14 protein-coding genes and 1 other annotated feature are annotated in these 13,725 nt (G+C 36.1%); all 14 genes read left to right on the top strand.

The window, feature by feature from the left end:
- Positions 1–1,176, top strand: coding sequence for a cell division protein FtsZ (gene ftsZ, locus ACIQ4I_RS06625; RefSeq protein ID WP_403094252.1), 1,176 nt, complete (start codon positions 1–3; stop codon positions 1,174–1,176).
- Positions 1,177–2,044: 868 nt separating this feature from the next.
- Positions 2,045–2,878, top strand: coding sequence for a sigma-E processing peptidase SpoIIGA (locus tag ACIQ4I_RS06620; RefSeq protein WP_403094249.1), 834 nt, complete (start codon positions 2,045–2,047; stop codon positions 2,876–2,878).
- 18 nt (positions 2,879–2,896) lie between these two features.
- Entirely contained in the window at positions 2,897–3,604 is a 708-nt protein-coding gene (gene sigE / locus ACIQ4I_RS06615) for an RNA polymerase sporulation sigma factor SigE (RefSeq protein ID WP_102692744.1), read from the top strand.
- A gap of 93 nt (positions 3,605–3,697) precedes the next feature.
- Positions 3,698–4,477, top strand: a complete 780-nt coding sequence (gene sigG, locus ACIQ4I_RS06610) for an RNA polymerase sporulation sigma factor SigG (RefSeq protein ID WP_397537435.1) — start codon at positions 3,698–3,700, stop codon at positions 4,475–4,477.
- A 218-nt stretch (positions 4,478–4,695) separates the two neighbouring features.
- Positions 4,696–4,932, top strand: a complete 237-nt coding sequence (locus ACIQ4I_RS06605) for a PRC-barrel domain-containing protein (RefSeq protein ID WP_403094245.1) — start codon at positions 4,696–4,698, stop codon at positions 4,930–4,932.
- A gap of 81 nt (positions 4,933–5,013) precedes the next feature.
- On the top strand, positions 5,014–5,718 hold the full coding sequence (locus tag ACIQ4I_RS06600; protein ID WP_403094242.1) for a YggS family pyridoxal phosphate-dependent enzyme: 705 nt from the start codon (positions 5,014–5,016) through the stop codon (positions 5,716–5,718).
- On the top strand, positions 5,702–6,205 hold the full coding sequence (locus ACIQ4I_RS06595) for a cell division protein SepF (protein ID WP_403094239.1): 504 nt from the start codon (positions 5,702–5,704) through the stop codon (positions 6,203–6,205). Before ACIQ4I_RS06600 ends, ACIQ4I_RS06595 begins: the two co-directional genes overlap by 17 nt.
- 16 nt (positions 6,206–6,221) lie before the next feature.
- Positions 6,222–6,482 (top strand): YggT family protein, encoded by a 261-nt coding sequence (locus ACIQ4I_RS06590; RefSeq protein WP_403094237.1) that lies wholly within the window; start codon positions 6,222–6,224, stop codon positions 6,480–6,482.
- Positions 6,483–6,588: 106 nt separating this feature from the next.
- On the top strand, positions 6,589–7,377 hold the full coding sequence (locus ACIQ4I_RS06585; RefSeq protein ID WP_403095099.1) for a YlmH family RNA-binding protein: 789 nt from the start codon (positions 6,589–6,591) through the stop codon (positions 7,375–7,377).
- A 91-nt stretch (positions 7,378–7,468) separates the two neighbouring features.
- A complete protein-coding gene (locus ACIQ4I_RS06580; RefSeq protein ID WP_397537440.1) occupies positions 7,469–7,978 on the top strand; it encodes a DivIVA domain-containing protein in 510 nt (169 codons plus the stop codon).
- A 55-nt stretch (positions 7,979–8,033) separates the two neighbouring features.
- Positions 8,034–8,253 (top strand) — a binding site (T-box leader).
- 230 nt (positions 8,254–8,483) lie between these two features.
- Positions 8,484–11,255 carry an isoleucine--tRNA ligase gene (ileS, locus tag ACIQ4I_RS06575; RefSeq protein WP_403094235.1) on the top strand — a complete coding sequence of 924 codons (2,772 nt, stop codon included), beginning with the start codon at positions 8,484–8,486 and terminating at the stop codon, positions 11,253–11,255.
- Positions 11,256–11,517: 262 nt separating this feature from the next.
- Complete coding sequence (gene lspA, locus ACIQ4I_RS06570; protein WP_403094232.1) at positions 11,518–11,994, top strand: signal peptidase II; 477 nt, start codon at positions 11,518–11,520, stop codon at positions 11,992–11,994.
- The gene (locus ACIQ4I_RS06565) at positions 11,994–12,905 is read left to right on the top strand and encodes an RluA family pseudouridine synthase (protein WP_403094230.1); all 912 of its coding nucleotides are present in this window, start codon (positions 11,994–11,996) and stop codon (positions 12,903–12,905) included. Before lspA ends, ACIQ4I_RS06565 begins: the two co-directional genes overlap by 1 nt.
- A gap of 252 nt (positions 12,906–13,157) precedes the next feature.
- On the top strand, positions 13,158–13,697 hold the full coding sequence (pyrR, locus tag ACIQ4I_RS06560) for a bifunctional pyr operon transcriptional regulator/uracil phosphoribosyltransferase PyrR (protein WP_403094227.1): 540 nt from the start codon (positions 13,158–13,160) through the stop codon (positions 13,695–13,697).
- Positions 13,698–13,725: the final 28 nt, after the last annotated feature.

The following is a 13,725-nucleotide window of genomic DNA, read 5'->3' as shown; positions in this document are numbered from 1 at the left end:
ATGTTAGAATTTGAAACAAATGACGATCAACTTGCTGTAATTAAAGTTATCGGTGTTGGTGGCGGAGGTAATAATGCCGTTAACCGAATGATTGAACATGGTGTACAAGGTGTAGAATTTATCGCCGTAAATACAGATGCACAAGCATTAAAATTATCAAATGCTGAAGTAAAAATGCAAATCGGTGCGAAATCGACTCGTGGATTAGGTGCAGGTGCTAACCCAGAAGTGGGGAAAAAAGCTGCTGAAGAAAGTAAAGAACAGATTGAAGAAGCACTAAGTGGTGCGGATATGGTTTTTGTTACTGCGGGTATGGGTGGCGGTACAGGTACTGGTGCAGCTCCTGTAATTGCTCAAATTGCCAAAGATCTAGGTGCATTAACAGTTGGTGTAGTTACGCGTCCATTCACATTTGAAGGCAAAAAACGCCAAAAGTCAGCATTTTCTGGAACTGCTGCTATGAAAGAGGCAGTTGATACATTAATTGTTATTCCAAACGATAAATTATTAGAGATTGTTGATAAAAACACACCAATGCTTGAAGCATTCCGCGAAGCTGATAATGTTCTACGTCAAGGTGTACAAGGTATTTCGGATTTAATCGCCGTACCAGGTTTAATCAACTTGGACTTTGCAGATGTAAAAACAATTATGTCTAATAAAGGCTCTGCTTTAATGGGAATCGGTATTGCTTCAGGTGAAACTCGTGCCGTAGAAGCTGCCAAAAAAGCTATTTCAAGTCCATTACTTGAAACATCTATTCATGGTGCAAAAGGTGTTCTTATGAATATGACTGGTGGCTCTAATTTGAGCTTATATGAAGTTCAAGAAGCAGCTGATATTGTTTCATCAGCATCAGATGAAGATGTAAACATTATCTTCGGTGCGGTTATCAATGATAATCTAAAAGATGAAATCGTGGTTACAGTCATTGCGACTGAGTTTTCAGAAGATGAACCTCAATTTGAAGGGCGTAATGTGAATCGCAGTGGAATTGGTACACCACGTCAACAACCAACACCTGTACAACAAATGGCAGGTCGTGAAGTTCGTTCAGAAGAAATTGTACAACCAATTCAAGAAAGCCCACGTCAAACAACACAATATCAATCCAATTCACAAGACGATGGATTGGATATTCCGACATTTTTAAGAAACCGTAACAAACGCCGATAATACAAAATTGTAAAAGTGGAAAAGACTATCTACTTAGTATATCTAAGTAGACAGTCTTTTTTTATTAGTTGAATCGATTTCATAATGTAAAATTCATATCAAAATATATGAACATTTAATGATATCCGATTTTGTATATTGAGAAGCGAAAGACGGCGACTCCTCGAAAATGCATTCGCATTTCCTTCGTTCGAGGTTCATTCAGAGTCCTACGGAAAAGCTTGAGCTGAATCCCCGCAGGAAGAAATTCTTTTGCTAAAAAGAATTTCTTGCGACGAAGCTAGCGAAGCGATGCAGGAGCACATCTTTTAAGGAACAAAACCTAAGAACGCCACGTCCTGTGGCCACGGCTTCGTGACCAACATCGTGTTGGCCCGAGGAGATTGAAGCCAAGCCCGTGGAAAGTACCGTTTGTAGCGGAACGTCCAAACCTTTTTATTGGAAATATAATTCATTAAAATGTTAAAAGCCGAAGATGGATTTATGAAATTGATTTAGTTAGCATATTTTTTACCCCAACTAACTATTTGTACAATTGTAGCAGTTGTGCTTATTTAAAGAGAAAAAATAGAAATAGATTTCTGTCTAAAGATGATTTATTATGGACAATTTGAAAAATAGTTGTTTTTACTCACTCCGTTTACAAACGAAAGATTTGAAAAGTTTTTTTGCCTATTAATATGTAGAACAAAAGGCGAATATTTGGAAAAAACTATGAATAATCTAAAGCTAATTAGAAGTATTTTTGCAAACGAAAGTTACCTAGAAAAATGAATGATTCTGTCGGAAAGTTTCTGCTTCCTACATTCACCCTTTGACATTTTTTGAAGCTATCATATGTTACCTTTTCTATGTGGGAGGTGGTGAATTGTATGGCGAAGTAATGATCTTAATTAATGCACTTTTTAACTATGTTATTCTTTCCTTTACCAATTCAATTTGTTATATGCAACAAAAAAGAATGCGACTTATAATCAGTGCTTTCCTTGCAGGTATTTGGATCGTTATATTTGGACACCATTTTCTCATGATGGTCATTGCATTTATTTTAATGATTACGACTGCTTTTGGCTTGCAAATCCGCAAATTGTGGAAGGGAGCGCTTATGTGTTTTGTCGCGGCTTTGTTTGCAGGTGGATTATTTACAGCATTCGAGCCTTTATGGATAAATGCATCAGTATTGACTTTACTCATAATAAGCGGAGTTGTAGCAACAGCAGGATTATTATTGTTAAAAAATCGATTGCAGGTTGCTAGGGGTGATACCTTGCAGCAACGTCTAGTTCAATTATGTGAATTGCGATTAAGAGATATCACAATTTCTTTAAAATGTTTTATAGATACAGGAAATACGACAGTTGAGCCGTTATCTGGAAAACCTGTTCATTTTGTACGTTATAAAGCAATAGAACACTCTTTACCTGAAAATTTGAAAATGGCTTTGTTTCGATGGGATGTAAATGAGCCATATGATTTGGATATGTTCCCCGAAGAATACCGAAAAAAAGTGGCTGTTATTCCAATTACAACTGTTCAAGAGAAAAAGACATACAGCTTAGCTCTTCGTTATGATAAATGGCTTATTATGGACGAAGATACTCGCCCAATTTCACCTGGATTTTTTATTATTACAATTCAAAACACCCCGTTTCCGCAAGAGGCAGATGCCATATTACATTTTACTGCTTTATATCACATTTAATGAATGGAGGTTTTAATAATGATTCGTCGATTTTGGCGTTGGTTAGTTGAAGCAATTGCAAGCTTTAGGCAGACAGGTACATTTTATATTGGTAGTCACGAATCCTTGCCTACACCTTTGAAAAAAGAGGAGGAGCAAGAAATGATTACTGCTTTCAAGAATGGTGATATGCACGCAAGAGATATATTAATCGAACATAATTTAAGACTAGTTGTGTATATAGCAAGACGATTTGATAATGCTAAAACACCAATTGAAGATTTAATCAGTATCGGTTCGATTGGATTGATCAAAGCGATCGAAACATTTAATGCTGATAAGAAAATTAAATTGGCTACATACGCATCAAGATGTATTGAAAATGAAATATTAATGCATCTGCGTAAAACGAGCCGTATGAAAGGTGAAGTCTCATTAGATGAACCATTAAATTCAGATGGCGACGGCAATGAGTTACTACTATCGGATATATTGGGAACAGACGAACACTTAATCACTGATGATGTAGAGAAAAAGATGGAACGTCAACATATGTTCCATGCTATTCAAAAATTAGATGAGAGAGAACGCTATATTATGGAGTGTCGCTTCGGACTTGCGGGGAAAGAAGAAATGACACAAAAAGAAGTAGCGGATCATTTAGGTATTTCTCAATCTTATATTTCCCGTTTAGAAAAGAAAATTATTCAAGAATTGCGTAATCATTTGAATCAATTAACGTCATAATGGTTGAATTTGGAGAGAAATAACGCGCATATAATTATCCGTTTCGGACACACTGAATTTACTAACAGTGATGAAGCATCCGGAGGGCAAAATATGCGAACAAAAGTTGAAATATGTGGTGTTGATACATCCACGTTACCTGTTTTGAAGCATGAAGAAATGCGGAAATTATTTGTTGCATTACAAAGTGGACAAGAAGAAGTAAGAGAACAACTTGTGATGGGTAATTTACGGTTAGTATTAAGTATTGTCGGCCGTTTTGCTTATAGGGGCGAACAGGCTGATGATTTATTTCAAGTAGGGTGTATTGGTCTATTAAAATCAATTGACCATTTTGACTTATCACATAATGTTCGATTTTCAACCTATGCAGTACCAATGATTATAGGTGAAATTAGAAGACACCTAAGAGATCACCATCCACTACGTGTGTCTAGATCATTACGTGATATTGCATATAAAGCTATGCAAGCAAAAGAGCAATTTTTAACTGAAGAATTACGTGAACCGAACTTAACTGATTTAGCGCGTATGACAGGTTTACCTCAGGAAGATATATTATTTGCACTTGATGCAATCCAAGAGCCAATGTCATTACATGAGCCTATATATGCTGATGGTGGAGATCCTGTCTACATGATGGATCAGCTGAAAGATCAAACTGTTTCAGAAGATAGATGGTTGACGTATGTATCTATTAAAGAACAAATACAAAAATTGGATAGAAGACAACAAAATATTCTTTCCAAACGTTATTATTATGGACATACTCAAACAGAAATTGCGAAAGACTTAGGGATTTCTCAAGCGCAAATTTCTAGATTAGAAAAAAGTGCTTTGAAAACGATTCAGGAACAGGCGAGTGAGAAGTAATAAACAAATCGATTTTAGAAATATCTAGCTGGACACGTCATTTTTTCGGATTAAATATTCACTTTCTGTATAAGCATAATCAACGAGTGGAGAATATTTATTTTTGACCGACAAAGCTAAATTGGCGTGTTCTGCTTTTAAAATTAGTATCAATCTTACATACAAGATTGATGCTTTTTTCTCATATGTATACATAAAATGCTCTAGGAGGGATGCGAATGCGCTTTTCGGAAATTCAGCGTAAAGAAATTATTGCTGCAAATAGTGGGCGTTTTTTAGGATATGTTGAAGATGCAGTTGTTCACAAGGATACAGGATACGTTGAAGCTTTTGTTGTAGCAGAACCAAAAAAATTTATGGCATTCTCGGGTAATCAAAAGGAGGTTTTAAAAATACCCATTGAAGATATAATTGTAGTAGGAAAAGATATTATCCTAGTAAAAGGATTAGATTAAACTATTAAGGGTATTCATTGATAAATTGCACTAGGCTTGGTACAATTAGGTAACAAGTATCTTTGAAAAGATGAGGCTACCATGACATTAATTATTAATAATTTAAAAGATATTCAGAAGAACATTCAAGTGGCTTGTCAAAGAGCTGGCAGAGAAGTTTCAGACATCACAATTATTGCTGTTACAAAGCAAGTTTCAACGGAACGTGCTATTGAAGCATTAGATGCCGGCTTAACTCATTTGGGTGAAAATCGTCCCGAAGGATTATTAGAAAAACGTGAAACAATTGAAGACCATGCAACTTGGCATTACATTGGTTCGATGCAAACAAGAAAAGTTCGTAAAGTAATTGATCAAATTGATTATTTACATTCACTTGATCGTATTAGTTTAGCAGAAGAAATCGATAAACGTGCCAATCAAACTGTAAATTGTTTTGTACAAGTCAATGTATCCGCTGAAGAAGCAAAACACGGTCTATCACCTGAAGAAGTGTTAACCTTTATCGAACAATTATCAAACTTTCCACATATTCGTGTGGTAGGCTTGATGACAATGGCACCTAACACAGAAGATCAAGAGCTCATTCGAAGTGTTTTTAAAGGACTAAAAAAATTACAGTTAGAGATTGCTAGTAAAGGTTATGAATATGCGCCATGTACTGAACTTTCAATGGGTATGTCTAACGACTATGAAATTGCAATTGAAGAAGGTGCAACTTTCATCCGCATTGGCACAGCTCTAGTTGGCAATGAAAGAAGGGATTCTAATGAAGGTGAAAGATAAACTGAAAAACTTTTTTTATTTGGAAGAAGAAGATGACTATGTTGAAGAACGTAGAGAACAACAAGAATCTACTCATCAACAACCAGCACCATCAGTTCCAAGACAACAAGTGAAGCCGGCGGTAAGTAAACCAGCAGCCGTTAAGAAACCAACTGTAAAAGAACGTCAAAAACATATAGAGCATTCAAATGTACCGAATCTTGTAAGTATAACGCAAAAAACATCAAAAGTTATTTTATCAGAACCACGAGTTTATGCAGAAGCACAAGATATTGCAGATAATTTAAAAAACAAGCGAGCTGTTGTAGTGAATTTGCAACGTATTGATCGTGATCAAGGTATACGTATTATCGATTTCTTAAGCGGAACTATTTTTGCCTTAGGTGGAGACATTAAACGAATTGGTACGGATATATTCTTATGTACACCTGATAATGTAGAAGTAGACGGTAATATTTCGGATTATTACTATGAAGATATACAATAGAGGTGTTTAACTGTCCATGTCAATTTTTACAATCGTAAGTTATTTATTTCAATTATATTCAATCGCGCTAATTGTGTATATACTAATGTCTTGGATACCAGCAGCGTATGGTTCACCAATAGGTAGATTTTTGGCTAAAATTTGTGATCCTTACTTAGATTTCTTTAGACGTTTTATTCCGCCAATTGGTATGATTGATATTTCACCAATTGTAGCATTATTTGTTTTAAATTTAGTGCATATGGGTGTAATAAATGTTTTATCTTTTATTATTTAAAAATTCTAATCCCCACATACTATAGTGGGGATTTTTTATTAAAACAAAATGTGCGTTGAGCAGATAGAAAGCTACCGCATGAATTTTGATAGGAGGGTGATAGATGGTGGAGGAAATTTTTCAACATTTTAGACCAGAAGAAAAAACTTTTATTGAACAAGCTATGGGCTGGAAAAACGAAGTTGAGGATCGTTATTCACCCAAATTGACAGATTTCTTAGATCCCCGTCAGCAATTAATCGTAACATCTATTATTGGAAAAAATGGTAGTGTGTTAGTAGATGCAAATGGACGATTCGGCGAGTCTGAACGAAAGCGATTGCTTATTTATCCAGATTATTTCCAACCATCTGATGACGATTTTAATATTGCAATCTGCGAACTTCAATTCCCTTCTAAATTTATCCAGTTGAAGCACCCAGATGTTCTAGGTGCTTTACTTTCAATTGGCATAGATCGTTCAAAATTTGGGGATATCAGAGTAGACGAGTCATCAATTCAGTTTGCTGTAGCTACAGAAATACTCGATTATATTCGAGTGAATCTTGTTAGCGTTGGTAAAGCGAAAATACATGTAAAAGAATTGCAATCAGGGACCTCATTATTGCCCGTTGAATCGCATTGGATAGATCAGATGCTCACAACGAGTTCAATGAGATTAGATACCGTATTAGCGTCAGTCTATCCAATTTCCAGACAAAAGGCTGCTATGCTTATTAACGCGGGTAAAGTAAAAGTAAATTTTGCAGTTCGTGAACAAGTGGCTTTTGAATTACATGAATCGGATTTGTTATCCATTCGAGGATATGGTCGCTTAGTCATAAAAACGATTGAAGGAAGAACAAAAAAAGAGAAAATTCGCATTAAAATTGGTCGAATAGAACGGAAATCATAATTTTTAATAAAAATTTTGTAATTCTAGATGAACTTACTAATAGACAAAGGTATAATAATGAATAAATGCTGTTAAGGAGAGGTGCAAAAATATGCCATTATCGCCACTTGACATACATAATAAAGAATTTAGTCGTGGTTTTAGAGGTTACAACGAAGATGAAGTAAATGAATTTCTAGAACAAGTTATCAAAGACTATGAACTAGTAATAAAAGAAAAAAAGGAATTAGAAGATAAACTTCTTTCAAGCAAAGAGCAAATTGGCCACTATAATTCAATCGAAGAAACATTACAAAAATCGATTGTTATTGCTCAAGAAGCAGCAGAAGAAGTTCGTCGTAACTCCCAAAAAGAAGCGAAATTGATTGTCAAAGAAGCAGAAAAAAATGCGGATCGTATTGTCAATGAAGCCCTTTCTAAAGCACGCCGCATAGCTTTGGAAATTGAAGAATTGAAAAAACAATCAAAAGTATTCAGAAATCGCTTCAAAATGATTGTAGAAGCTCAACTAGATTTAATCGAATCGGATGACTGGGATCATTTAATGGAATATGAAGTCGATACAACAGAATTAGAACGTTTAGATTTACCACAAGATTAATTCAGATACTTGACTCTATGGCTTCGATTTTCTATAATGTCATCATATATCTATATAAAAAGTAATGATGGAGACAGTATCTTGTAAGTGCTGCCTAGCGATTTGAGGATAGTGGAAGCTCAAACGAAACACTTATAAAAGAAAATCACTCCTGAACTAGATTGCTGAATCAAGTAAGCAATCTCGTATACACCACGTTACGGTGTCTTAAGAGGCGTCATTTATAACGGCGCAACTAGGGTGGTACCGCGAGATAACTCCTCCTCGTCCCTTTTTGGGATGAGGAGTTTTTTATTTTTTAAAGCTAAGGATACTCTTGTAGCGACTGAAGCTGAATATCGAAAAACTATAGGTTCTATACATTTTGTTTAGGGTGTTCACACAATTAAGTGAAATGTAGTAGAAGAGTGGAGGGGCAGGAACTGGAATGGGTTCATTAGACATTTCGAAGCCCCATCCCAACATTTGATATAGGACCAAATTTTAAAGGAGGAATTTATTCAATATGGAATACAAAAATACCCTATTGATGCCAAAAACAGATTTCCCTATGCGTGGAAATCTTCCAAACAACGAACCGAAAATGCAAGAAAAATGGGAAGAAATGGACGTCAATGCGAAAGTACTTGAACGCACAAAAGACCGTCCAGCTTTCATCCTTCATGATGGCCCTCCATATGCAAATGGTGATCTTCACATGGGGCATGCATTAAATAAAGTATTAAAAGACATGATTAATCGTCATCGTTCAATGTCTGGCTACTTTGTTCCTTATGTTCCTGGTTGGGATACACATGGTCTTCCAATCGAGCAAGCTTTGACAAACAAAGGTCATGATCGTAAAAAAATGTCTATCGCTGAATTCCGTGAATTATGTAAAGACTATGCTTATGAACAGGTAAGTCGTCAACGCGAACAATTTATGCGTATCGGTATCCGAGGTGACTGGAAAAACCCATACATCACATTAAAACCTGAATTCGAAGCTCGTCAAATCGGTGTATTCGGTGCAATGGCTAAAAAAGGTTATATCTATAAAGGGTTAAAACCAGTTTACTGGTCTCCATCAAGTGAATCAGCACTTGCTGAAGCGGAAATTGAATATCAAGATATCAAATCACCTTCAATTTACGTAGCATTTGACGTAAAAGATGGTAAAGGTGTCGTTAATAATGATGAAAAATTCATCATCTGGACGACTACACCTTGGACTATGCCAGCAAACCTTGGTATTTCTGTAAACCCTGAATTCACATATGCAGTTGTGAAAGCAAATGGTGCAAAATACATTATAGCAAAAGGTTTACTAGAAAAAGTTGCAGAAAAAATTGGGTGGGAAAATCCTGAAATCGACCGTGAAATCGCTGGTTCTGATCTAGAGAATGTTACAGCACAACATCCATTATTCGAACGTGAATCGTTAGTTATGCTAGGAGACCACGTAACACTTGAAGCTGGTACTGGTTGTGTTCATACAGCACCTGGTCACGGGGAAGATGACTATCAAGCTGGTAAACGCTATGGCTTAGAAATTCTTTCAGTAGTAGATCATAAAGGTTGCTTAACTGAAGCTGCTGGCGAATTTGCTGGTATGTTCTATGACAAAGCAAACAAACCAATCTGTGAAAAACTTGAAGAAGTTGGTGCATTATTAAACCTATCATTCTTTACGCATTCATACCCACATGACTGGCGTACAAAAAAACCTGTCATTTTCCGTGCAACACCACAATGGTTTGCATCTATTAATAAATTCCGTCCAGAATTACTACAAGCAATTCGCGACACAAACTTCACACCAGTATGGGGTGAAACTCGTCTTTATAATATGATTCGTGATCGTGGCGACTGGTGCATTTCTCGTCAACGAGCATGGGGTGTTCCGATTCCAGTATTCTTCGCTGAAAACGGTGAAGAAATTATTACGGAAGAAACAATTGCACACGTTCAAGCACTATTCCGTGAACATGGTTCTAATATTTGGTTCCAAAAAACAGCAAAAGAATTACTTCCTGAAGGATTTACACACCCAGGTTCTCCAAATGGTGAATTTACAAAAGAAAATGACATTATGGACGTTTGGTTTGATTCAGGTTCATCACATCAAGGTGTATTAGAAGAACGCCCAGAACTACGTTACCCAGCAGATTTATACTTAGAAGGTTCTGACCAATATCGTGGATGGTTCAACTCATCATTAATCACTTCTGTTGCGATGAATGGTCATGCTCCATACAAAGGTTTACTATCTCACGGTTTCGTATTAGATGGCGATGGCCGTAAAATGAGTAAATCACTAGGTAATATCATTGCACCAAGTAAAGTCATGAACCAATACGGTGCAGATATCCTGCGCTTATGGGTAGCATCCGTTGACTATACAGCTGACGTTCGTATTTCTATGGATATGTTAAAACAAGTTTCTGAAGTATACCGTAAAATCCGTAACACACTTAAATTCTTACATGGTAACTTACACGACTTTAATCCAGAAAACGACTATGTAGCATATGAAGATCTTCGTGAAGTAGACCAATATATGTACATGGAACTTCAAAACCTTATTAAAACTGCACGTGAAGCTTATGATAACTATGAATTTGCAACTGTTTATAAAGCTGTAAATAATTTTGTAGCAACTGAACTAAGCTCATTCTACTTAGATATTGCAAAAGATGTTGTTTATATCGAAGGTGTAGATGCGAATGCTCGTCGTGCAATGCAATCTGTCATGTATGACACATTACATGCATTATTGAAAATTATGACACCGATCATCCCTCACACTACAGATGAAATGTGGTCATATTTACAATATAAAGACGTTGAAAGTGTTCAACTAACTGATATGCCAGAGGCTGTTCAAAAAGAAAACTTTACAGCATTAACAGAAAAATGGACAAAAATTATGAACGTTCGAGATATTGTATTGAAAGCTTTAGAGGAAGCTCGTAATGCAAAAACAATTGGTAAATCATTAGAAGCAAAAGTAACTGTTTATGGTGATGGAGAAGCAGTGGCACTTCTAAACGATTCAAATATTAATTTTGCACAACTTAACATCGTTTCAGAATTTGCTTTAGGTGGCCAATTAGCTGATGCTCCAGAAAATGCAGTGAAGACTGATAAAGTCGCTATAACTGTTGAAAAAGCAGAAGGCGAAAAATGTGAACGATGCTGGACAATTTCAAAAACAGTAGGACACAACCATAACCACCCAACACTATGTGAACACTGTGCAACTGTAATTGAAAAATATTACGCAGATGTAGAATAATTAAATGCTCTCGAAAATATAGACAACAATATTTCATTATATTGAAAGCAGAGTCGTCCATTACAAGTGGACGACTCTTTTTAATTAGGTGCTGTAAAAAAATCAACACTATCCATTTGGGCACAATTAATGTGAACACCCAATAGGCTGTTATCCGTAGCTGGATAGAAATATTCTATTAAGCATTTAATTAGTCTATTTTTCGATTCAGGTCATTATATGATAAAATAAGTTAGATTCGGGAGTAAACGGAGGATTTGCTGTGTATAAATATTATGGAATAGCTATTTTCGTGATCATACTTGATCAACTGTCAAAATGGAGCATCGTCAAAAATATGAATTATGGTGAAAGTATCACATTGATTGATCCTTATTTTGGCTTATATTCACATCGAAATCGTGGTGCAGCATGGGGGATGTTACAAGGTCAATTTTGGTTATTTGCAATTGTTACACTTGTAGTAATCGTAGGGATTATTTATTACTTTCATAAAGAAGGAAAAGGTAAACCATTGTTCCAAGTCAGTCTAATGCTATTATTAGGCGGTGCTATTGGTAACTTTATCGACCGAGTATTCCGTGGTGAAGTAGTCGATTTTGTACATGTAATTATTCCAGTTATTAACTATGACTTCCCAATATTCAATATTGCTGATGCATCGTTAACATTTGGAGTAATAATGCTAATTATTTATATGCTATTTGAAGATAAAATAGAAAAGAAAAAGGTGAAGTAATGTCAGCCACATTTACTGTAACAGCAGAGGTTAAAGGCGAACGTATCGATAAAGCCCTTGCCTCAATGCAACAAGACTGGTCACGAACACAAATTCAAGGATTTGTACAGGATGGTTTTGTTGTCGTGAACGGACAAGCAATAAAACAAAAATATAAAGTAAAAGAAGGCGATGTGATTACTGTTACACCTCCTGAGCCAGAACCTCTTGAAATTATTGCAGAAGATTTGAATCTTGATATTGTCTATGAAGATTCTGATGTTCTTGTTGTCAACAAACCAAAAGGTATGGTGGTGCATCCTGCACCAGGTCATACAACAGGCACTTTAGTAAATGGCCTAATGTATCATTGTAAAGATCTATCAGGAATTAATGGCATTATGCGCCCAGGTATTGTACATCGTATTGACAAAGACACATCCGGTCTATTAATGGTAGCCAAAAATGATAAGGCGCATGAATCACTTGTTCAACAATTAGTAGATAAAACTGTGACTCGTCGTTATACAGCATTAGTTCATGGCCATATTCCACATGATAAGGGTACCATTGATGCGCCAATTGGTCGTGATACAAAAGATCGCCAAAAAATGGGTGTAGTCGATAATGGAAAACATGCGGTAACACATTTCCAAGTGATTGGTCGATTTGGTGTGGATTATACCTTAGTCGAATGTCGCCTTGAAACTGGCCGTACACATCAAATTCGTGTGCATATGAATTATATTGGTTATCCTTTAGTGGGTGATCCAAAGTATGGACCAAAGAAAACAATCGATTTTAGTGGTCAAGTATTACATGCGGGGATTTTAGGATTTGTACATCCAACAACAAACGAGTATTTAGAATTTGAAGCCCCTTTACCTGATGATTATCAACAACTACTAGAAGATTTGAAAAAGAACTATTGACACTTTAAGTCATAGAAGTCTATAATGATTTTAGTGAAAATCTAATATTCACCTTTTAAAGACAGTCCAGAGAGGCTGAAAAGGGATGCGAAGAATGTGAGATTACTGTGCGCTTATACAGTTTATTTGACATATCTATAAGTATACCTATATCCTCTTGGGCTCTTAGCTCAAGAGGTTTTTTGATTTGAAAATGAAACGTAGCTCGATCAGCAGTCTTAGCTAGAACAGTTAAGAAAGGAGGCAAAACTTGTGACAAAAAAGGCCGAACTTTTAGACCAAGCAGCGATGAACAGAGCGTTAACACGTATTGCACATGAAATTATCGAACGCAATGAAGGCATCGATGAATGTATCCTTGTAGGTATTAAAACGAGAGGTGCATTTCTTGCAAAACGCTTAGCGCAAAAAATTAATATAATTGAGAAAAAGGAAATTCGATCAGGAGAATTAGATATTTCTCTCTATCGAGATGATTTATCGGTTAAAACTACAAATGGAGAAGCACTCGTGCAACAAGTAGATATTACGTACGATATGACGAATCAAAAAGTGATTTTAGTTGATGATGTCCTTTATACAGGTAGAACGGTACGAGCAGCAATGGATGCCGTAATGGATATCGGCAGACCTTCTCAAATTCAACTTGCTGTATTAGTAGACCGCGGTCATCGTGAACTACCAATACGAGCCGACTTCGTTGGAAAAAACATTCCAACTGCTAGCCACGAACGCATCGTAGTAAACATGGTAGAAGTTGATGAACAAGATTTAGTAGCAATATACGAATAGGTATAAGAGTGTAAAATACGGAGGAAAT

The organism is Rummeliibacillus sp. NPDC094406 (assembly GCF_044763875.1).
Taxonomy (GTDB): Bacteria; Bacillota; Bacilli; order Bacillales_A; family Planococcaceae; genus Rummeliibacillus.
The sequence above is the reverse complement of the archived record's forward strand: the minus strand, read 5'-3'. Positions and strand labels throughout refer to the sequence as shown.